At 71.3% G+C, this 19,866-nt stretch carries 20 protein-coding genes and 1 pseudogene; 6 read left to right on the forward strand and 15 right to left on the reverse strand.

From position 1 onward, the window contains the following. Positions 1-211: 211 nt before the first annotated feature. Together WJ438_RS11065 and WJ438_RS11070 are read left to right on the forward strand one after the other, a co-directional pair. Complete coding sequence (locus WJ438_RS11065; protein WP_406725077.1) at positions 212-883, forward strand: potassium channel family protein; 672 nt, start codon at positions 212-214, stop codon at positions 881-883. Beyond that, positions 883-1,560 (forward strand): potassium channel family protein, encoded by a 678-nt coding sequence (locus WJ438_RS11070; protein WP_406725078.1) that lies wholly within the window; start codon positions 883-885, stop codon positions 1,558-1,560. Before WJ438_RS11065 ends, WJ438_RS11070 begins: the two co-directional genes overlap by 1 nt. An 82-nt stretch (positions 1,561-1,642) precedes the next feature. Here the strand turns inward: WJ438_RS11070 and WJ438_RS11075 are convergent, their stop codons facing one another. The 8 genes from WJ438_RS11075 to WJ438_RS11110 all read right to left on the reverse strand — a co-directional run bounded on the left by WJ438_RS11075 (position 1,643) and on the right by WJ438_RS11110 (position 9,176). Continuing rightward, on the reverse strand, positions 1,643-2,413 hold the full coding sequence (locus WJ438_RS11075; protein ID WP_406725079.1) for a DUF3159 domain-containing protein: 771 nt from the start codon (positions 2,411-2,413) through the stop codon (positions 1,643-1,645). Positions 2,414-2,416: 3 nt separating this feature from the next. Further along, positions 2,417-2,815 (reverse strand): OB-fold nucleic acid binding domain-containing protein, encoded by a 399-nt coding sequence (locus WJ438_RS11080; RefSeq protein WP_406725080.1) that lies wholly within the window; start codon positions 2,813-2,815, stop codon positions 2,417-2,419. A gap of 132 nt (positions 2,816-2,947) precedes the next feature. Further along, positions 2,948-3,625: a response regulator gene (locus tag WJ438_RS11085; protein ID WP_406725081.1), complete on the reverse strand. Its 678-nt coding sequence runs from the start codon at positions 3,623-3,625 to the stop codon at positions 2,948-2,950. Then, positions 3,622-6,210, reverse strand: a complete 2,589-nt coding sequence (locus WJ438_RS11090; protein ID WP_406725082.1) for an ATP-binding protein — start codon at positions 6,208-6,210, stop codon at positions 3,622-3,624. Before WJ438_RS11090 ends, WJ438_RS11085 begins: the two co-directional genes overlap by 4 nt. Before the next feature lie 204 nt (positions 6,211-6,414). Continuing rightward, a complete protein-coding gene (locus WJ438_RS11095) occupies positions 6,415-7,119 on the reverse strand; it encodes an ABC transporter ATP-binding protein (protein WP_406725083.1) in 705 nt (234 codons plus the stop codon). A gap of 149 nt (positions 7,120-7,268) precedes the next feature. Then, on the reverse strand, positions 7,269-8,030 hold the full coding sequence (locus WJ438_RS11100; protein ID WP_406725084.1) for a DUF3710 domain-containing protein: 762 nt from the start codon (positions 8,028-8,030) through the stop codon (positions 7,269-7,271). Between the two features lies 1 nt (position 8,031). Next, the gene (gene dut / locus WJ438_RS11105) at positions 8,032-8,595 is read right to left on the reverse strand and encodes a dUTP diphosphatase (RefSeq protein WP_406725085.1); all 564 of its coding nucleotides are present in this window, start codon (positions 8,593-8,595) and stop codon (positions 8,032-8,034) included. Then, complete coding sequence (locus tag WJ438_RS11110; RefSeq protein WP_406725086.1) at positions 8,592-9,176, reverse strand: PaaI family thioesterase; 585 nt, start codon at positions 9,174-9,176, stop codon at positions 8,592-8,594. Before WJ438_RS11110 ends, dut begins: the two co-directional genes overlap by 4 nt. A gap of 57 nt (positions 9,177-9,233) precedes the next feature. On the opposite strand from WJ438_RS11110, the gene WJ438_RS11115 reads away from it, so the two are divergent. After that, on the forward strand, positions 9,234-9,695 hold the full coding sequence (locus WJ438_RS11115; RefSeq protein WP_406725087.1) for a DUF3093 domain-containing protein: 462 nt from the start codon (positions 9,234-9,236) through the stop codon (positions 9,693-9,695). Positions 9,696-9,746: 51 nt separating this feature from the next. Here the strand turns inward: WJ438_RS11115 and WJ438_RS11120 are convergent, their stop codons facing one another. From WJ438_RS11120 to WJ438_RS11135, 4 genes are all read right to left on the reverse strand, one after another. Continuing rightward, positions 9,747-10,793, reverse strand: coding sequence for a hypothetical protein (locus WJ438_RS11120; RefSeq protein WP_406725088.1), 1,047 nt, complete (start codon positions 10,791-10,793; stop codon positions 9,747-9,749). Positions 10,794-10,806: 13 nt separating this feature from the next. Next, positions 10,807-11,103: a DUF4193 domain-containing protein gene (locus WJ438_RS11125; protein ID WP_003993510.1), complete on the reverse strand. Its 297-nt coding sequence runs from the start codon at positions 11,101-11,103 to the stop codon at positions 10,807-10,809. A 391-nt stretch (positions 11,104-11,494) separates the two neighbouring features. Continuing rightward, positions 11,495-12,742 (reverse strand): sensor histidine kinase, encoded by a 1,248-nt coding sequence (locus tag WJ438_RS11130; RefSeq protein WP_406725089.1) that lies wholly within the window; start codon positions 12,740-12,742, stop codon positions 11,495-11,497. Between the two features lie 4 nt (positions 12,743-12,746). Beyond that, positions 12,747-13,400: a response regulator transcription factor gene (locus WJ438_RS11135; RefSeq protein WP_406725090.1), complete on the reverse strand. Its 654-nt coding sequence runs from the start codon at positions 13,398-13,400 to the stop codon at positions 12,747-12,749. Between the two features lie 457 nt (positions 13,401-13,857). Between WJ438_RS11135 and WJ438_RS11140 the strand changes: the two genes are divergently transcribed. Continuing rightward, positions 13,858-14,031, forward strand: coding sequence for a hypothetical protein (locus WJ438_RS11140; RefSeq protein WP_406725091.1), 174 nt, complete (start codon positions 13,858-13,860; stop codon positions 14,029-14,031). Between the two features lie 132 nt (positions 14,032-14,163). On the opposite strand, the gene WJ438_RS11145 is transcribed toward WJ438_RS11140, so the two are convergent. Next, complete coding sequence (locus WJ438_RS11145; RefSeq protein WP_406725092.1) at positions 14,164-14,979, reverse strand: inositol monophosphatase family protein; 816 nt, start codon at positions 14,977-14,979, stop codon at positions 14,164-14,166. An 8-nt stretch (positions 14,980-14,987) separates the two neighbouring features. Then, the gene (locus WJ438_RS11150) at positions 14,988-16,118 is read right to left on the reverse strand and encodes a ferrochelatase (protein ID WP_406725093.1); all 1,131 of its coding nucleotides are present in this window, start codon (positions 16,116-16,118) and stop codon (positions 14,988-14,990) included. Positions 16,119-16,307: 189 nt separating this feature from the next. Between WJ438_RS11150 and WJ438_RS11155 the strand changes: the two are divergent. Together WJ438_RS11155 and WJ438_RS11160 are read left to right on the forward strand one after the other, a co-directional pair. Beyond that, positions 16,308-17,610: pseudogene (locus WJ438_RS11155) on the forward strand (MFS transporter). Then, on the forward strand, positions 17,570-18,889 hold the full coding sequence (locus tag WJ438_RS11160) for a D-arabinono-1,4-lactone oxidase (protein WP_406725094.1): 1,320 nt from the start codon (positions 17,570-17,572) through the stop codon (positions 18,887-18,889). Before WJ438_RS11155 ends, WJ438_RS11160 begins: the two are co-directional and overlap by 41 nt. Here the strand turns inward: WJ438_RS11160 and WJ438_RS11165 are convergent. Continuing rightward, positions 18,813-19,667, reverse strand: a complete 855-nt coding sequence (locus tag WJ438_RS11165; protein WP_406725095.1) for a hypothetical protein — start codon at positions 19,665-19,667, stop codon at positions 18,813-18,815. The two genes, WJ438_RS11160 and WJ438_RS11165, sit on opposite strands and share 77 nt — an antisense overlap. Between the last annotated feature and the right edge of the window lie 199 nt (positions 19,668-19,866).

The raw sequence follows: 19,866 nt of genomic DNA on the forward strand, positions 1-19,866 counted from the left end.
GCCGTGCCGATACGTTGGACCCGGGCACCCGCACGCGCACCCGCACACTGCGGTCGGAACCCCGGAGGGCATCGGAATCGCGCCACCCCGGCATGATGTTGCCCGGCGGGCCGCACTCAGGCCGCCACGGGTTGCCCGGCGAGCCGAAAGAGAGACATGAGCACGATGGTCATGAAGGTCGACGGGCCTGCAGGAAGCGCGGTGTGACGCGATGCATATCGTCATCATGGGTTGTGGAAGGGTGGGTGCCACCCTGGCCCAGACCCTGGAAGAGCAGGGGCACACGGTCGCCGTGATCGACCGGGACCCGACCGCCTTCCGCCGTCTGGGCTCCATGTTCAACGGTCGCCGGGTCACCGGGATCGGCTTCGACCAGGACACCCTGCGCGAGGCGGGCATCGAGGAGGCCGGCGCCTTGGCCGCCGTCTCCAGCGGGGACAACTCCAACATCATCGCCGCGCGGGTGGCCCGTGAGATGTTCGGCGTCGAGAACGTCGCCGCCCGCATCTACGACCCCCGCCGCGCGGAGGTCTACCAACGCCTGGGCATCCCCACGGTCGCGACGGTCCGCTGGACCGCCGACCAGATGCTGCGCCGGCTGCTCCCCTCGGGCGCGGAGCCGCTGTGGCGCGACCCCACCGGCGGGGTCCAGCTCGCCGAGGTGCACACCTCCCTGGCCTGGGTGGGGCACAAGATCAGCAAACTGCAGGACGAGACCGGCGTCCGCGTGGCCTTCCTCACCCGGCTCGGCGAGGCGATCCTGCCCAGCTCCCAGACGGTGTTGCAGGAGGGGGACCTGGTGCACGTGATGATGCGCACCGACGAGATCGACCGGGTCGAGGCGGCGTTCGCCAAAGGCCCCGAAGAGGAGGGCGGTCACTGATGAGGGTCGCCATTGCCGGAGCCGGCGCCGTGGGTCGCTCGATCGCGGGTGAGCTGCTGGAGAACGGCCACGAGATCCTGCTCATCGACAAGGCGCCGACCGCCATCTCGGTCGAGCGCGTTCCGCAGGCCGAGTGGCTGCTCGCCGACGCCTGCGAGATCACGTCCCTGGACGAGGCGGCGCTCCAGCGCTGCAACGTCGTCATCGCCGCGACCGGCGACGACAAGGTCAATCTGGTCGTGTCCCTGCTGGCGAAGACGGAGTACGGCGTCCCGCGCGTCGTCTCCCGGGTGAACAACCCCAGGAACGAGTGGCTGTTCAACGAGTCCTGGGGCGTGGACGTCGCCGTCTCCACCCCGCGCCTGATGTCGGCCCTGGTGGAGGAGGCGGTCAGCGTCGGCGACCTGGTCCGGCTGCTGCGCTTCAGTCACGGTGACGCCAACCTGGTCGAGCTGACCCTGCCCGAGGAGTCGGCGCTGGCGGGCACCCAGGTCGGCGACGTCCAGTGGCCCCAGGACACCTCGCTGGTCACGATCATCCGTGGGACGCGCGTCCTCACCCCGACCCGGGAGGACTCCCTGGAGGCGGGCGACGAGCTGCTCTTCGTGGCCGCCCAGTCCCGCGAGGGACAGCTGGAGGACCTGCTGTCGGCACGCCGGAACGACGCCGCGCGCTGACCGACGACGACAGCGGCCAGTACGTGAGTGGGGGCGCCCGGCGATCGCCGGGCGCCCCCACTCACGTACTCGGCCACAGAACTCAGGGGCGGCGGTGCCGGCCGGTCGTCGTCGCCTCGCCGTTCTCCGCCGTCTCCTCCTCACGAGCGGCCTTGCGCTCCTCCTCGGCCCGCTCCTCGGCCTCCATCTCCGCGAACACGTCGATCGGCGGCGGCGCCTTCGCCAGGAACACCCACGTCAGGTACACGGCGAGCAGGAACGGCGGGATCTTCAGGGCGACCAGGACCCAGCCCAGCTGGGTCGTGTCCGCCCACCAGTACAGCGGGAACAGGATCGCGCTCTTGCCGAGCAGGATCAGGCCCCAGGCCCAACTGGCCTTGGTGTACGCCTTCTTGCGGCCCGGGTTACGGGTGCGCCAGGAGAGGTTCTCCCGGAAGACGGGGCCCAGCATCAGGCCGATCAGCGGGACACCGGCCATCGCGGTGATGATGTACGCCAGGGCCAGGCCCAGGGTGTAGAGCATGCCCGGCAGGTAGAAGTCCTTGGCGTTGCCCGTCATCATCGCGAAGACCACACCGAAGCCGACGCCGAAGACGCCGCTGAAGGCGTGCTTGACGGTGTCCTTCCTCGCCAGCCGGACCACGACCATCACCAGCGACACGGCGAGCGCCGCGAGCGCGGACATGTGCAGGTCTTTGTTGATCGTGTAGATGCTGACGAAGAGGAGTCCGGGCAGCACCGTCTCGACCATGCCCCGCACTCCGCCGAACGCCTCGAACAGAGCGGCCTCGGTCACCGCCCTGGCGTCGTCCGCGGATGTGTCTTCGGTTGTCGGCTTGTCGAGCGACGTCACCGGCTACTCCCGTCCGAGGGGTCTCAGTTCGTATTTCGGATTGAACAGCACCCGGCGACCCCTGCTCATGGCGATCCGGCCCGATGCGATCAGCTTGCGCCCCGGTTCTATCCCGACGATGGAGCGCCGACCGAGCCACACCACGTCCAGCGCGGCGGAGCCGTCGAACAGTTCGGCCTCCAGGGCCGGGACTCCCGCGCGCGGCCGCAGCGTGACCGTGCGCAAAGTACCAGTAACCGTGACGATCTGCCGGTCCTGGCAGTCACCTATCCGCGTACAGCCGGCGGTCTCCGCGTCCTCACGCAGCTCCTCGGACTCCAGGTCCTCCTGCGACGAGGAGAGCCGGTCGAGCATGCGCCGGAATCGGCCCGCCGATTTGTCCGAGCGAGGAACAGCACTCATACCCGAAAGCGTACCGGGATGCTCCGACGGTTACGTACCCCCTGGTGAACCGGCTCGAACTGGCACCTGAACCGTGGTCCGAACCGCCCCTCCCCGACGGCCGCCCCCGGCACGGCCCGCCGGGGCGTGCGCTCACCGCTCGAAACGGTAGCCCATGCCCGGCTCGGTGATGAAGTGCTTCGGGTGGGACGGGTCGGTCTCCAGCTTGCGGCGCAGCTGCGCCATGTACACGCGCAGGTAGTTGGTCTCCGTCCCGTACGACGGCCCCCAGACCTCCCTCAGCAGCTGCTTCTGCGCGACCAGCCGGCCGCCGTTGCGCACCAGCACCTCCAGCAGATGCCATTCAGTGGGGGTCAGCCGTACGTCCTTGCCGTCCCGGTGCACCTTCTTCGCGGCCAGGTCGACGGTGAACCCGTCGGTCTCCACCCTCAGGTCGTCCTCACCGGAAGGCTCGGCCCGGCGCACGGCGGCGCGGAGCCTGGCCAGCAGCTCGTCCATGCCGAAGGGCTTGGTGACGTAGTCGTCGGCTCCCGCGTCGAGCGCCTGCACCTTCTCGTCGGAGGCCTGCCGGGCGGAGAGCACCAGGATCGGCACCCGGGTCCAGCCGCGCAGTCCCCTGATCACCTCGACGCCGTCCATGTCGGGCAGGCCCAGGTCGAGGACGACCACGTCGGGGTGGCGGGCGGCGGCCAGGCGGAGGGCCTCGGCGCCGTCCTGGGCCGCGTCGACCTCGTACGAGCGGGCCTTGAGGTTGATCACGAGGGCGCGCACGATCGCCGGCTCGTCGTCGACCACCAGCACACGGGTCATGAGGACTGCCTTTCCGGTCTTTCCGGTCTTTCCGGTTCTGCGGGACGGGCGGGCTCCGCCGCTTCGGCGGGGCGGCCGGGCTCCGGTGGTGTTCCCGCCGCGCGGAGGGTCAGCGTCATGGTGAGGCCGCCTCCGGGGGTGTCGTCGGCGTTCAGCGAGCCGCCCATGGCCTCGACGAAGCCGCGCGCCACCGCCAGGCCGAGGCCGACACCGGCCCCGCGCGGGGCGTCGCCATAACGCTGGAAGGGCTCGAAGATGCGGTCCTTCGCGTCGTCGGGGACGCCGGGACCGCGGTCGACCACCCGCACCTCGACCCGGTCGGCGAGCGCGCTCGCGGCGACCAGGACGGGGGTGCCGGACGGAGCGTACTTGACGGCGTTCTCGACCAGGTTGGCCACCGCCCGCTCCAGCAGTCCGGGGTCGACGGCGACCATGGGCAGCGTCTCCGGGATGTCCAGGGCGACGCTTCCCTCGGGGACACCGCCGAGGGCCATGGGCACCACCTCGTCGAGGTCGAGTTCGCGGATCAGCGGGGTGACCGTGCCGGTGTTCAGCCGGGACATGTCGAGCAGGTTGCCCACCAGGTGGTCCAGCCGGTCGGCGCCGCCCTCGATGCCCTCCAGGAGCTCGGCCCGGTCCTCGGGCGACCAGTCGACGTCCTCGGAGCGCAGTGAGGAGACCGCCGCCTTGATCCCGGCGAGCGGGGTGCGCAGGTCGTGGCTGACGGCGGCCAGCAGGGCGGTGCGGATGCGGTTGCCCTCGGCGAGGGTGCGCGCCCGGTCGGCCTCGGCGCGCAACCGTCGGCGGTCCAGGGAGACGGCGGCCTGCGCCGCGAAGGCGCCCAGGACCCGGCGGTCCTCGGCGGGCAGGACCCGGCCGGTCAGTACCAGCGCCATGTGGTCCCCGACCGGAACGTCCACGTCCGCGTCGTCGGGCCGTTCGAGGAGCGGTCCCGCGCCGGCCCGTCCGGCACAGGTCCAGGGCTCGACGTCACCGGCGCGTTCCAGCAGCGCCGCCGACTCCATGCCGAATGTCTCGCGGACCCGTTCCAGCAGCTCCTCCAGGCCGGTCTCGCCGCGCAGCACGTTGCCGGCGAGGAACGAGAGGATCTCCGACTCGGCGCGCAGCCGGGCCGCCTGATGGGTACGGCGGGCTGCGAGGTCGACGACGGACGCCACCGCCGCACCGACGGCGACGAAGATCACGATGGCGACGATGTTCTTCGGGTCGGAGATCGTCCAGCGGTGCAGGGGCGGGGTGTAGAAGTAGTTCAGCAGCAGCGAGCCGCAGGCCGCCGAGACCAGGGCCGGCCGCAGGCCGCCGAGCAGGGCCGCCGCCACGGTCAGCGCCAGGAACAGCAGCATGTCGTTGGCCAGGCCCGGGTCGAAGGCGTTGAGCAGCAGGGCCAGCACCGCGGGACCCGCCACCCCGACCGCCCAGCCCCACGCCACCCGCGACCTCCCGAGCCGGGCGCCCCGGGCCACCGGCAGTCCGCGTCCCTTGGCGATCGCCTCGTGGGTGACGATGTGCACGTCCAGGTCGGGACCGGAGTCCCGCGCCACGGTCGCGCCGACACCGGGGCCGAAGACGTACTGCCACGCCTTGCGGCGCGAGGAGCCCAGCACGATCTGGGTGGCGTTCGCCGCGCGCGCGAAAGCGAGCAGGGCGGCCGGGATGTCGTCCCCGACGACATGGTGAAAGGTGCCGCCCAGGTTCTCCACCAGGGTCCGCTGCTCGGCCAGCTCCCCCGGCGAGGCGGCGGTGAGTCCGTCGCCGCGGGCGATGTAGACCGCGAGCACCTCGCCCCCGGCGCCCTTCTCCGCGAGCCGCGCGGCACGGCGGATCAGGGTGCGGCCCTCGGGCCCGCCGGTCAGGCCGACCACGATCCGTTCGCGTGAGCCCCAGATGGCGGAGACATCGTGCTCGCTGCGGTACCGCTGCAGGTACTCGTCGACCCGGTCGGCCACCCACAGCAGCGCGAGTTCCCTCAGTGCGGTGAGGTTGCCGGGGCGGAAGTAGTTCGACAGGGCCGCGTCGACCTTGTCCGGTTGGTAGACGTTGCCGTGCGCCATCCGGCGGCGCAGCGCCTCGGGCGTCATGTCGACCAGCTCTATCTGTTCGGCCCGTCGTACCACCTCGTCCGGTACGGTCTCCCGCTGCCGTACGCCGGTGATCGACTCCACGACGTCGCCGAGGGACTCCAGGTGCTGGATGTTGAGGGTCGACAGCACGTCGATCCCGGCGGCCAGCAGCTCCTCCACGTCCTGCCAGCGCTTGGCGTTGCGCGCACCGGGCACATTGGTGTGGGCGAGTTCGTCGACGAGGACCACCTGGGGGCGGCGGTCGAGGACGGCGTCGAGGTCCATCTCGGGGAGGACGGTGCCGCGGTGCTCCAGTTCCTTGCGCGGTATCTGTTCGAGGCCGTCCAGCAGCGCCTTGGTGCGCGGCCGGTCGTAGTGCTCGACGTAGCCCACCACGCAGTCGGTGCCCCGCTCGACACGGCGCTGCGCCTCGCACAGCATCGCGTACGTCTTGCCGACGCCCGGTGCCGCGCCGAGGTGGATCCGAAGTCTGCCGCGTCCCATGCCCTCATTGTCTTCCGGTCGGCGGGCAGCGCTGTCTGTGCCTGCCGTCCGCGCCGGCTGCCTGCGCTGCCCGTACGGAGTCGACCCTACGGTCGTCCGGCACGGCGAAAGGTGCTGGTCGGGGTGGGGAGCACGTCCTTGACGGAACCCTGACGGACGCTGCCGGACCCGGACGGAACGCTGCCGGTCGGCCGTCAGCGTCCGTCAGGGTTCGACGATCTCGCCGTCGCCGAGTTCCAGGACGCGGTCGGCGAGGCCGAGCAGGGTCGCGTCGTGCGTGGCGACGACTGCGGTGACCTGTTCGCTGCGTACGACCGCGCGCAGCAGTTCCATCACGGAGTGGCCGGTCTCCGCGTCGAGCTGGCCGGTCGGCTCGTCGGCGATGAGCAGGGCCGGGTTGTTGGCGAGGGCGCGGGCGATGGCGACCCGCTGCTGCTGGCCGCCGGACAGCTCGCCCGGCCGCTGTGCCGCGTGGTCGGCGAGGCCCACCAGGGACAGCAGCAGGTCCACGCGCTCCTCGCGCTCGCGCGGGTCGGCGCGGCGCAGCCGGAGCGGGACGCCGACGTTCTCGGCCGCGGTGAGGAGGGGGATGAGCCCGAAGGACTGGAAGACGAAGCCGATCCGGTCCCGGCGCAGGGCGAGCAGCCCGTTCTCGTCCAGGTCGGCGATGTCGAGGCCGTCGACGGTGACCCGTCCCTCGTCCGGGGTGTCGAGGCCGCCGACGATGTTGAGCAGGGTGGTCTTGCCGGATCCGGAGCGCCCTTTGAGGGCGACCAGCTCACCGCGCGGTACGTCGAAGGAGACACCGCGCAGGGCGTGGACCGCGGCGGCTCCGGTGCCGTAGGACTTGTGCACGTTCTCGACGCGCACCATGGTCTCGGTGACCACCTGGCCGACCGCCTGGCTCATTCGCCCGCTCCCTCGTGTACCGGCCGCGCGCGTCGCCGCTGGACCGGGCGCCAGTATCGCTGCCGGACACCCGGTCGATCAACGGTCGGGGCGGGTGGGCGGGGCAGGGCCGCACCCGGCCGGGTGCGGCCCTGCCCCGCCCAGCAGACTCAGCGGACCTCGGTGATCTCCGGGCCGCGCGCCAGCTGTCCCATGCCACCCGCGAAACGGGAGCCCTCGGAGCCCTCGTCCTGCTGGACTCCCTCGGGGACCATCTGGGCGTCGTTCGGCAGCTTCAGGACGATGGGGTCGCGCGGCGCCATCGGACCGTCCCCGCGCACCACGACCGTGTCCCGGAAGATCTGCTCCAGCAGCCCGGCGGCCTGCGGCTGCACCGCGCCCTGACCCGAGATCACCCCGCGCAGGAACCAGCGCGGGCCGTCCACGCCGACGAACCGTACGACCTGGAAACCGCCCGTGCCGTCCGGCAGCTGTACCGGCACCTGGGCGCGCAGCTCCCAGCCCAGCGGACCCTCGACCTCGTCGATGATGCCGCCCTGCTGGGTGATGCCGGACGCGATCTCCTCGCGGACCTCGCCCCAGATGCCCTCACGCTTGGGGGCCGCGAAGCCCTGCAGCTGGATGGCGCTGTCGCGCACCACGACGGTGGCCGCGACGATCGCGTCGCCCGCGACCTCGACCCGCAGCTCCATGCCGTCCACGCCGGGCACGAACAGACCGCCCAGGTCGACCCGGCCCTCGCCGGGCGCGCTCACCTCAGAACTGTCCCAGGGCCCGTCGGGCCGCGGTGCCGGCTCGAGCCTCAATCGCTCGGGCTCGCCCTTCGCCTCCGCGTCGACACCGTCGACGACCTGCTCGGCCTCGCCGGCCGCGTCCTCGGCGGCATCCCTCTTCTTGCGACGTCCGAACACGTCACTGTCCTTCCCGGTCGGATACGACCGAAGCGTATCGATTCCCACCCGCTGTGCCGCCCTCGGCGGCCTGAACGCTTGTGCCGCTCTTGCCTTCCACCGCGGCATGGCCGCCGGTGGACCCGAAGCCCCCCTCGGCCCGTACCGAGCGGGGCAGCTCCGCGACCGGCACGAAACGGACCCGCTCGACCTGCTGGACAACCAGTTGGGCAATCCGGTCGAAGCGCTCGAACCGCACCGCCTCGCGCGGATCGAGATTCACCACGATCACCTTGATCTCCCCACGGTACCCGGCGTCAACCGTCCCCGGGGCATTCACCAGGGCGACGCCGCAGCGCGCGGCCAGCCCGGACCGCGGGTGCACGAAGGCCGCGTACCCCTCCGGCAGGGCCACAGACACTCCGGTGGGCAGGACGGCCCGTTCACCGGGCGCGAGTGCGCACGCCTCGGTGGTGCGCAGATCGGCGCCCGCGTCACCGGGGTGCTCGTACGCCGGAAGCGGTACGTCCGGGTCGACGCGCCGGATCAGCACCTCGAGCCGGCCGTCGCGGCGGGGCTCGTTCACGGGTTCACCTCGAAGGCGCGGGCCCGGCGGACCTGGTCCGGGTCGTCCATGGCGGCCCGGATCTCCTCGGGGCGTCCGTGGTCGATGAAGTGGTCGACCTTGACCTCGATGAAGAGCGCGTCGGCGCGGACGGCGACCGGGCCGCCGGGACCGCCGATGCGTCCGGTGGCGGTGGAGTAGATCTTCCGGCCCGCCACCGCGGTCACCTCCGCCTCCAGATGGAGTGTGGTGTCGACCGGCACGGGCTGCACGAAGTCGGTCTCGAGCCTGCCGGTCACGGCGATCGTCCGCAGCAGCCAGTTCAGCGAGCCGAGCGTCTCGTCCAGGGCACTGGTGAGCACCCCGCCGTGCGCCAGGCCGGGGGCGCCCTGGTGGGCGGGCCGCACGGTGAACGCGGCGGTGACCGACACCCCTTCGCCCGCCCGCGCCTCGAGGTGCAGCCCGTGGGGCTGTTCGCCGCCACAGCCGAAACACTGGCCGTAGTGCGCGCCCAGGAGCTCACCGGGTGCGGGCGCGTCCGGGTGGCGCACCGGTTTCACGGCATCGGCGGGAGGCTGAAGAGCTGAGGAAGTACCACTCACAGGCGCAGACCTTACCCGCGCGTCGGCCATCCCCCGACACCTGCCAAGCTGGGATCCATGCAGCTCTCCGCCGTCCCGTACGAAGAACGCCTGACCGCGCCCCGCTCCTGGTGGCTGATCTCCTTGCTCGCGGGTGTCTCGCTGGCCCTGATCGTGCTGCCGCTCGGCACCCTGCCGATGCTCGGTGGCCTGGCCGTCGGCAGCGCTGCGGCGGCGGTCGTGGTCAGCGCGTACGGCTCGGTGCGCATCCGCGTCGTGGGCGGCCTGCTGATCGCCGGTGAGGCGAGGATCCCGGTGACGGCACTGGGCGAGGCGGAGGTCCTGGACGCCGAGGAGGCCCGCGCCTGGCGCACCCACCGGGCGGACCCGCGCTGCTTCATGCTGCTGCGGGCCTACATCCCGGGGGCGGTGCGGGTGGAGATCACCGACCCGGAGGACCCGACGCCGTACGCCTTCCTGTCGACGCGTGAGCCGGAGCGGCTGGCGGAGGCACTGCGGGCGGCGAAGGCCGCCGCCTAGCACGGCCGGGCAAGGCTGGGGCGGTACAGGGCCGGTGGGGTTCAGGGGGCTCTATGTCCGCCTTCTCCGGATTCGCTCCCCGGGTTCGACGTCGCCGGACCCGTCGTTCCCGTCCAGGCGGCCTCGGTGTACGCCGCGGCCCCTGCGGCCGCCGCGTTCCTTGCGGAGGCTGCGTTCCTTGCGGAGGCTGCCGCCGGTGAACGTGTGCAGGTCCAGGGCGTCGACCGGGGTCTCGAGGGCCGGGAGCGCGGGCAGGGCGTCCCAGGAGACCTGGATCTTGCGCAGGTCGGCCTGGATGCGGGTGGCGAGCTTTCTGGTGTCCCTGCGGTTCATGACCGCGCCGACGGCGGCTCCCACCAGGAACGGCATGAGGTTCGGCAGATTGCGCACGGTGCGCTTCACGATCCGCTGGCGCAGTTCGCGTTTCATGCGGCTGTTCATCGCCGCGCTCACCGTGGAGGGCTTGGTCGCCTCGATCCCGCGCTCCTGCGACCAGGCGTTCAGATACGCGGTGCTGCGCTGTGCGAGGGTGCCCGCCGGTCGTACGCCGTAGACCTCGTGGAGTTCGGCGATCAGTTTCAGTTCGATCGCGGCGACGCCGGTGACCTCGGCGGCCAGCTCCGTCGGCATCGCGGGCGGCACGGGCATCATCGCCGCCGCGCCGACTCCGGCCCCGACCGTCGCCGTGGCCCTCGCCGCGCCCGCCACCAGCTTGTCCGCGAGTTCCTCGGGACCGAGTCCGGGGAACTGCCCGCGCAGCGTCCGCAGGTCCCTCACGGGCACCCGCGGGGCCGTGTCGATGATCCGGTCCGCGAGGAACGCCAGGGCCGCACGCGCGCGGGCACCGCCCTTGCGGGCGCCTTCCCCTGCCTTGTCCCGGAACGCCGCGGCACGCCCGCGAGCCACTGGCGCGGTGGTGGGGACCTCCGCGGATACCGGGAGGTCACCCCGGTCGCCCGCGGGTTCGAGCGAGGCCGCCCCGGTGTCGGTTGAGCCTCGCTCGTGGTCACGCGTGTCACGCTGAGGGCCGTCCTGCGGCCCCGAGTCCGCTCCCCTGGCGAGGAAGCGGCGCTTCCGAGGAGGGGTCGAGCCAGTCACGGCCGACCCGCCCTCAGTCGCAGTCGCGGCAGATCGGCTGACCGTTCTTCTCCCGGGCCAGCTGGCTGCGGTGGTGCACGAGGAAGCAGCTCATGCACGTGAACTCGTCCTGCTGCTTCGGCAGGACCCGGACGGCCAGTTCCTCGTTCGAGAGGTCCGCCCCGGGCAGTTCGAGGCCTTCGGCGGCCTCGAACTCGTCGACATCCACGGCCGAGGCCGACTTGTCGTTGCGGCGGGCCTTCAGCTCTTCAAGACTGTCCGAGTCGACGTCGTCGTCGGTCTTGCGTGGAGTGTCGTAGTCGGTTGCCATTGTCGCTCTCCCCCTCTGGGTGTATGCGGTGTCTCCAGCGCACGTAACGCGTGAGAGGCCGGACTTGTGCCCGACCTGAGGCGGAGATTTTGCCTCACATCAAGGTCTGTTACTCAATCGACACCCAACCGAACTCCTCATGAGTGATCGGCTTGGATGCGATGGGGACCGTACACGGTCCGAACGCGGCACTCCAAAGCCGCCTCACCCTGTACTTCCCGTGATCAAGGCCCCTGAAAACCGGGACTTTCCCGGCCTTTCGGCGGTTTCATGATCACGGAGAGTGAATGGACCGGGAATCGCTCCTGTGAGCGATCCCACAGGAGGCGACGGAGACACCCTCCGTGCATTCTGCCGAAAGCGAACACCCCCGCGTGTCGGCGACATGATGTCAGATCGGCAGGGTGACCCGCATCACGAGCCCACCTCCCTCATGCGACTGGGCGTAGATGTGCCCACCGTGCGCCCGCGCCACCGACCGGACGATGGAGAGCCCCAGTCCGACCCCCTTGTCGCTACCCGTCCGCTCGGTGCGCAACCGCCGGAAAGGCTCGAACAGATTGTCGATCTCGTACGCCGGAACCACCGGACCGGTGTTGGTCACCACCAGGACCGCCTGCCCGTGCTGGACCTGGGTGGTGACCTCCACCCACCCCCGCTCGGCGACGTTGTAACGCACGGCGTTCTGCACCAGGTTCAGGGCGATCCGCTCCAGCAGTACGCCGTTGCCCTGGACGACCGCGGGCTTCTGGTCGCCGCGGATCTCCACGCCCTTGGCCTGCGCCTCGGCGTGCACCTGATCGATGGCCTGGGAGGCCACCTCGGCGAGATCCACCGGCTTGCGCTCGACGATCTGGTTGTCGCTGCGGGCGAGCAGCAGCAGACCCTCGACGAGCTGCTCGCTGCGCTCGTTGGTGGCCAGCAGCGTCTTGCCGAGCTGCTGGAGCTCCACCGGAGCGTCCGGGTCGGAGAGGTGCACCTCGAGGAGTGTGCGATTGATCGCCAACGGGGTGCGCAGTTCGTGCGAGGCGTTGCCGACGAAGCGCTGCTGGGCGGTGAAGGCCCGCTGCAGCCGCTCCAGCATGTCGTCGAAGGTGTCGGCCAGCTCCTTGAGCTCGTCGTCCGGGCCGTCCAGCTCGATCCGGCGGGACAGGTCGGAGCCCGCCACCGCGCGTGCGGTGCGGGTGATCCGGCCCAGCGGCGACAGCACCCGGCCGGCCATGGCGTAACCGAAGGCGAAGGCGATGATCGCGAGGCCGAGCAGGGCGAGGAGGGAGCGGCTGAGCAGGTTGTCCAGGGCGTGCTGGCGCTGCTCGTTGACGCAGTCGTTCAGCGCTCTGTTCAGCTCGTCCGCGGGCAGTTCGTTGCTACGCAGATGGCAGATGTCGCTGGACACCTGCCCGGAGAGGATCTGGAAGGGCAGGTCACTGCCCACGTTCAGCGCGTTCGCGGCGAGCAGGTAGATGATCGACAGCAGCAGGATGCCCGCGATCAGGAACATGCCGCCGTAGAGCAGGGTGAGCCGTATCCGGATGGTGGGGCGCAGCCAGGGAAAGGGCGGTACCGGCCTGCGGGGGTCCCAGGTGGGCTTCGGAGGTGCCTGCGGGGACCCCGGGGCGGGTGTGGGGGTGGCGGCCACGGAATCAGATCCGGTAGCCCGAGCCGGGCACGGTCACGATGACCGGTGGCTCGCCCAGCTTGCGGCGCAGGGTCATGACGGTCACCCGCACCACGTTGGTGAACGGGTCGGTGTTCTCGTCCCAGGCCTTCTCCAGCAGTTGCTCCGCGGAGACGACGGCACCCTCACTGCGCATGAGCACCTCGAGGACGGCGAACTCCTTGGGCGCGAGCTGGACCTCCTGGCCGTCGCGGAACACCTCGCGGCGGTTGGGGTCGAGCTTGATCCCGGCGCGTTCCAGGACCGGCGGGAGCGGCACGCTGGTGCGCCGCCCCAGGGCTCGCACGCGCGCGATGAGCTCGCTGAACGCGAAGGGCTTGGGCAGATAGTCGTCGGCGCCGATCTCCAGGCCCTCGACCCGGTCGCTGACGTCGCCGGAGGCCGTGAGCATCAGCACGCGTGTGGGCATGCCGAGTTCGACGATCCTGCGGCACACGTCGTCGCCGTGCACGAGGGGGAGGTCGCGGTCGAGGACGACCACGTCGTAGTCGTTGACTCCGATGCGCTCCAGGGCGGCCGCACCGTCGTACACGACGTCGACGGCCATGGCCTCCCGGCGCAGTCCGGTGGCCACCGCATCGGCGAGCAGTTGCTCGTCCTCGACGACGAGTACGCGCACGTCGTTTGTCCTTCCTGAAGTCCCGCCGGGCAGCGCTCCGAAGCGCGTGCGAGCGGGGTGCTGGTGGGTGTGTTGCCTCCATCCTGCCCTTTTCGGCCATAAGTCGGCTGTAAGGCGGGGAAGCGGACGGTGGCCCGGGGCGCGCGACCGGGAACGGGCGATGGCGCGGGGCACAGGACAGGGGAACGTCCGGAAGAACGGTACGGGAATACGAGATTTTCTCGTGCGGTGAGGTTTCCGCGGAAGGGAGCCTGGGGAGGACGGCTTTACATCCCGCGATCACGCTCTGCTTGCCCCGTGGTGCGCATCAGTCCGTTTCCCGCAGAGCGGACACGGGTGTCCGACGCCGTAGCCCCCGGGCCGAGCGGCGCCGGTCATCCACCGCAGACGTGATCGCCCCTTTCGAACGGCACACCGTCGTGCCATCGACCCACGACCCAGGACGAGGGGGCGCAGCATGGACGCTTTCACCGCAGGACTTCTGCAGCGCATAAGGACGACCGAGTCCGATCTGTCCCGGGCCCGCGACGAGGGTGACGACTTCCTCGTCGAGGTGGAGCAGGGCGAGCTCGACGACCTGCGCCGGCTCGCTGCCGAGCACGGTGTGGAGGTCGGCGCGGCCTACGCCTGATCAACCCGGCCGCGTCAGCACCAGCGCGTCGGTACCTATGCGTGAATGCGATCGAGGCGGGCCCCCGGTGAATCCAGCACCGGGGGCCCGCTTCGTCGTCTCCCGCCGGGGCCTCCCCCGGTCGTCCTTCCGTCAGTCGTGCCAGGCGCCGAAGTCCTCCAGCAGCCGCTGGAGGGGCTCGAAGACGCCCGGGGTGGCCGCGACCGTGAGATCCCACGAGGGGCGCTCACCGGGTCGTCCACCGGTCAGCGCGCCCGCCTCCCGGGCGATCAGGTCACCCGCCGCCAGGTCCCAGGGATGCAGTCCGCGCTCGTAGTAGCCGTCGAGGCGGCCGCAGGCGAGGTCGCAGAGGTCGACCGCGGCCGAGCCGCCGCGCCGGATGTCCCGCAGGAGCGGGATCAGCCGCTGCGCGACGCCGGCCTGATGGGTGCGGACCTCGGTGACGTAGTTGAAGCCGGTCGAGACCAGGGCCTGGTCGAGGGGCGGCGCGGGGCGGCAAATCAGCGTGCGCTCGCCCTCCCAGGCACCGGTGGCACGGGCGCCGCCGCCTCGGACGGCGTGGTACGTCTCGCCGCGCATCGGAGCCGCGACCACCCCGACCACGGTCTCGCCGTCCTGCTCGACGGCGATGGAGACGGCCCAAGTGGGCAGTCCGTAAAGGTAGTTGACCGTTCCGTCGAGCGGGTCGATCACCCACCGGACGCCGCTGGTGCCCTCGGTCGTACCGCTCTCCTCGCCGAGGACGCCGTCGTCCGGCCGACGCTCGGCGATCAGACCGGTGATCAGCTTCTCGGCCGCGATGTCCATCTCGGTGACGACGTCGATCGGGCTGGACTTGGTCGCGGCGACCTCGAGGTCGACCGGGCGGCCGTCCCGCAGCAGCTCACCCGCGCGCCGCGCCGCCTCGCGGGCCAGCTCCAGCAGTTCCGCGTGCAGGGGGTCGGTCACGGCGCTCCTCACGCGTAGGGGCTGTCGGCACCCGCGGCGGCGGGACGCGGGGCACGGGCCGGGCAGCAGCCCACCGGGCAGAGGTTGTGGCTCGCACCCAGGGCGCCCAGGGCACAGGGGGTGACGTCCTCCTGGCCGCGCTCGGTGGCCGCGCGCTCCACGATCAGGTCGCGGATCGCGGCGGCGAACCGCGGGTCGGCTCCCACGGTCGCCGAGCGGCGCACCGGCAGGCCCAGCTCCCCCGCCTTGGCCGCGGCCTCGGTGTCGAGGTCGTAGATGACCTCCATGTGGTCGGAGACGAAGCCGATGGGGGCCATGACCACGGCCGGCGCCCCGGCCGCGTGCCGCTCCTCGAGGTGGTCGCAGATGTCGGGCTCCAGCCAGGGGATGTGCGGGGCGCCGGAGCGGGACTGGTAGACGAGCTGCCAGGGGTGCTCCACGCCGGTGCGCTCCCGTACGGCGTCGGCGATCAGCCGGGCCACGTCCAGGTGCTGCCGTACGTACGCGCCGCCGTCGCCGTGCTCCTCGACGGGACCGGAGGTGTCGGCGGAGGCGGTGGGGATCGAGTGGGTGCAGAAGGCGAGGTGCGCGCCGTCGCGCACCTCCTCGGGCAGCTCGGCGAGCGAGCGGAGGACACCGTCGACCATGGGTTCCACGAAGCCGGGGTGGTTGAAGTAGTGCCGCAGCTTGTCGACCTCGGGCAGCTCCAGGCCCTCGGCCGCCAGCGTCGCCAGGGCGTCGGCGAGGTTCTCTCGGTACTGGCGGCAGCCGGAGTACGAGGCGTAGGCGCTGGTCGCCAGGACGATGACGCGGCGGCGGCCGTCGCGGATCATCTCGCGCAGCGTGTCGGTCAGATAGGGCGCCCAGTTGCGGTTGCCCCAGTAGACCGGCAGGTTCAGGCCGTGGGCGGCGAAGTCCTCGCGCAGCGCGTCCAGCAGGGCGCGGTTCTGTTCGTTGATGGGGCTGACCCCGCCGAACAGGAAGTAGTGCTCCCCGACTTCCTTCAGGCGTTCCTTGGGGATGCCGCGCCCGCGTGTCACGTTCTCCAGGAACGGGACCACGTCGTCCGGGCCTTCGGGGCCTCCGAAGGAGAGCAGCAGCAGGGCGTCGTAGGGAGTGGGATCGAGCTCGTCAGGCATGCCTCGATCCTGCCACCCGGCACCGACAGCCGGGTAACGGCGGGGGCCGACCGGGCCATGGGGCGGCGCGTGGGATACATTAGGGTCGCCTTACCAGTAAGCTGCATCGACTGCGGTCGCACCTTACTGGAATTACTGGAAGTCCGGTCTCTCTCGCGGTCGCCCCCAGCTGAGATCCTCGGAGACCTCGTGCCCAGCCCTTACATCGCCCTGTTCGCCGCCCCCGGCAGCAAAAGCTTCTCGGCCGCGGGGTTCCTCGGCCGGATGCCGCTGTCCATGATGGGCATCGGCGTGGTCACGATGATCTCCCAGCTGACGGGACGGTACGGCTTGGCCGGCGCCCTGGCGGCCACCCTCGCCATGGCCGCCGCGGTGGCGGGCCCCCAGGTCTCCCGTCTGGTGGACCAGTACGGGCAGCGGCGGATACTGCGCCCGGCGACGCTGTTCTCACTCACCGCGGCGGCGCTGCTGCTGTTCGCCGCGCACTACGGCTGGCCGGACTGGGTGCTCTTCGTCGCCTGCGTCGGCATCGGCTGTGTGCCGAGCGTCGGCGCGATGGTCCGGGCCCGCTGGGCCGACCTGTATCGGGGCACCCCGCAGCTGCACACCGCGTACTCCTTCGAGTCCGTGATGGACGAGCTCTGCTTCATCTTCGGGCCGATCATCTCCATCGGGCTCTCCACCGCGTGGTTCCCGGAGGCCGGTCCGCTGCTCGCGGCCTGCTTCCTGGCGGTCGGCGTCTTCTGGCTGACGGCACAGCGTGCCACCGAACCGACCCCGCATCCGCGCGAACGCCCGGGGAGCGGCCGCGAGCTCACCGGCAAGGGCGGCGGACGCACGGGCGGAGGCCGCGGGCCCGTGGGGGGCGGCACGGCGCTGCGCTCCACGGGGCTGCGGGTCCTGGTGGCCACGTTCGCGGCGACCGGGGCGATCTTCGGCGGCGTGGACGTGGTCACCGTGGCCTTCGCGGAGGAGCGCGGGCACAAGGCCGCCGCCAGTGTGGTGCTCGCCGTGTACGCGCTGGGCTCCTGCACGGCGGGGGTGGTGTTCGGGCTGATGCGCTTCGCCGGAGCGCCCGAACGCCGCTGGCTGCTGGGCGTATGCGCCATGGCCGTGAGTATGATCCCCCTCCTACTGGTCGGAAACCTGCCGTTGCTGGCCGTGGCGCTGTTCGTTGCGGGTCTGTCCATCGCTCCCACGATGATCACGACGATGTCCCTCATCGAAGAGCACGTACCACGCGCGCAGCTCACCGAGGGCATGACCTGGGTGAGCACCGGGCTCGCGGTCGGTGTCGCCCTCGGCTCCGCCGCGTCCGGCTGGGTGATCGACGCGGCCGGGGCGCGTGCCGGGTACGGGGTTCCGGCGGTGTCCGGAGCCGTCGCGGTCGTGGTCGGTTTCCTCGGGTACCGCCGGCTCGAAGCGGCCGGCTCCGGGTCGGGGAGGCTCCGTTGGGCAGCACGGCGAGCGCGAAGAACGGAATATGGCGTAACTGGGGAGGCACCGTCCGCGCCCGCCCCGCGCGGGAGGTCACGCCGGCCTCCGTCGACGAGCTGGCGTCGGCCGTACGCCGGGCCGCCGAGGACGGCCTCCCGGTGAAGGCGGTCGGCACCGGGCACTCCTTCACCTCCATAGCCGCCACCGACGGCGTGCAGATCCGCCCTCATCTGCTGACGGGGATACGCCACATCGACCGGGCGGCGGGCACCGTCACGGTCGAGGCCGGCACCCCGCTCAAGCGGCTCAACACGGCTCTCGCCCGGGAGGGGCTGTCGCTCACCAACATGGGCGACATCATGGAGCAGACCGTCGCCGGGGCCACCAGTACCGGCACCCACGGCACCGGCCGTGACTCCGCCTCCCTCGCCGCGCAGATCCGGGGCCTGGAACTGGTCACCGCCGGCGGCTCGGTGCTCGTCTGCTCCGAGAAGGAGAATCCGGAGGTCTTCGCGGCCGCCCGCATCGGCCTCGGCGCCCTCGGCATCGTCACCGCGATCACCTTCGCCGTCGAGCCGATCTTCCTGCTGACGGCCCGTGAGGAGCCGATGCCCCTCGACCGCGTCCTCGCCGAGTTCGACGAACTCCACGCCGAGAACGAGCATTTCGAGTTCTACTGGTTCCCCCACACCGGCAGCACCAACACCAAGCGGAACAACCGCAGCGCGGGCCCGCAACGGCCGGTGCATCCCGTCAAGGGCTGGCTCGAGGACGAGTTCCTCTCCAACGGCGTCTTCCAGGCGGTCAACTGGGTCGGCCGCGCGGTGCCCGCGACCGTCCCCGCCCTCGCGCGGATCTCCAGCAGGGCCCTGTCCGCGCGGACCTACACCGACATCCCGCACAAGGTGTTCACCTCGCCCCGCCGGGTGCGCTTCGTGGAGATGGAGTACGCGGTGCCGCGCGAGGCCCTGGTGGACACGCTGCGCGAGCTGAAGGCCATGGTCGACCGTTCACCCCTCCGGGTCAGTTTCCCCGTCGAGGTGCGTACGGCCCCGGCCGACGACGTCACCCTGTCCACGGCCTCCGGCCGCGACACCGCGTACCTCGCGATCCACATGTTCCGGGGCACCCCCTACCAGGGGTACTTCACGGCGGCGGAGCGCATCTTCACCGCCCACGAGGGGCGGCCCCACTGGGGGAAGATCAACACGCGGGACGCCGATTACTTCTCCCGGGTGTATCCGCGCTTCGCCGAGTTCACGGCACTGCGGGACCGCCTTGATCCGGAACGTCTGTTCCGGAACGACTATCTGCGGAGGGTCCTGGGGTCGTAGCGGACACGTCCGGTTCCGGGTTCGCGGGGGCGCCGGTGTCCTGGCTCCCGGTGCCGTCCGGGGTGCCCGCCGGCGTGTCGCCGTCGTCCGGCGTGTCGCCTCCGGAGCCGGTGGCGGCACCCCCGTCCTGAGGCGTCGCGGAGGGCGCGGGCGCCGGCCCGTCCCCACCGGAGTGCTCGGAACCGTCCGAGGTGCCGGGGTCGTTCGACGTCCCGGAGTCGTCGGGTTCACCGGAGTCCTGGTCGCCCGAACCGCCGGAACCCCCGGAGCCGGACGTGTGCTGACCGGTGACGGCGTTGCCGACGGTGGTGCTGGGTGCGCCGCTGAGGCTCTGGCCCGAAACGAGTTCGTAGGTGGTGATTCCGGCCATCGTGATCCCGAACACCAGCGCGGTCGCGACCAGCATCCGCTTCCCGCCCCACCGCACTCCCCTGGCCCGGCCCCGGTACACGGTGCCCTCGGTGAACTCGCCGGGCGCGGGCGCGGCCCGTCCCCCGGCCGGTGCGGTGGCCAGGCCGGACACCACGGTGGCCACGCGGAACTGCTCACCGGTGCGCTTGAAGAAGTGCTGGAAGATCGTTCCGCCGCAGGTGGCGACGATGCTCATGACTCCGGCGCCGATGATCGTCCCGTAGACGCCGAAGGACGAGGCGAGCTGGGCGCCCAGCACCGCGGCCACCGCACTGCCGGCGACCTGCGCCATGCTCAGATCGATCCGCGCGCGCTTCTCCTCCTCCGTGTCACCGTGCCCACCTGCGACAACCGACCTTTCACGCATTCCTGGACCTTATCTACCTTCCCGCGCATTCCCGCACATGATCGATCAACTACACGACAAGTCGACGTCCAACCGAAACGAATAGTTCCGCTTCCGGCGGTTCCGTGAAGTTCCCCACGCCCGGGATCGGCGGGTGCGGGCCGCGGCGGCCGAACGGCACCCCTTGCGGGAAGTCGAGCGGCGCGCCGATCCACGCACT

It is taken from the genome of Streptomyces sp. GD-15H (assembly GCF_045291515.1).
GTDB lineage: Bacteria > Actinomycetota > Actinomycetes > Streptomycetales > Streptomycetaceae > Streptomyces.

Coding starts and splice junctions, on each gene's coding strand:
- WJ438_RS11065 (WP_406725077.1), top strand. CDS start 212: ATGCATATCGTCATCATGGGTTGTGGAAGGGTGGGTGCCACCCTGGCC.
- WJ438_RS11070 (WP_406725078.1), top strand. CDS start 883: ATGAGGGTCGCCATTGCCGGAGCCGGCGCCGTGGGTCGCTCGATCGCG.
- WJ438_RS11080 (WP_406725080.1), bottom strand. CDS start 2,815: ATGAGTGCTGTTCCTCGCTCGGACAAATCGGCGGGCCGATTCCGGCGC.
- WJ438_RS11085 (WP_406725081.1), bottom strand. CDS start 3,625: ATGACCCGTGTGCTGGTGGTCGACGACGAGCCGGCGATCGTGCGCGCC.
- WJ438_RS11090 (WP_406725082.1), bottom strand. CDS start 6,210: ATGGGACGCGGCAGACTTCGGATCCACCTCGGCGCGGCACCGGGCGTC.
- WJ438_RS11095 (WP_406725083.1), bottom strand. CDS start 7,119: ATGAGCCAGGCGGTCGGCCAGGTGGTCACCGAGACCATGGTGCGCGTC.
- WJ438_RS11115 (WP_406725087.1), top strand. CDS start 9,234: ATGCAGCTCTCCGCCGTCCCGTACGAAGAACGCCTGACCGCGCCCCGC.
- WJ438_RS11125 (WP_003993510.1), bottom strand. CDS start 11,103: ATGGCAACCGACTACGACACTCCACGCAAGACCGACGACGACGTCGAC.
- WJ438_RS11140 (WP_406725091.1), top strand. CDS start 13,858: ATGGACGCTTTCACCGCAGGACTTCTGCAGCGCATAAGGACGACCGAG.
- WJ438_RS11150 (WP_406725093.1), bottom strand. CDS start 16,118: ATGCCTGACGAGCTCGATCCCACTCCCTACGACGCCCTGCTGCTGCTC.
- WJ438_RS11165 (WP_406725095.1), bottom strand. CDS start 19,667: ATGCGTGAAAGGTCGGTTGTCGCAGGTGGGCACGGTGACACGGAGGAG.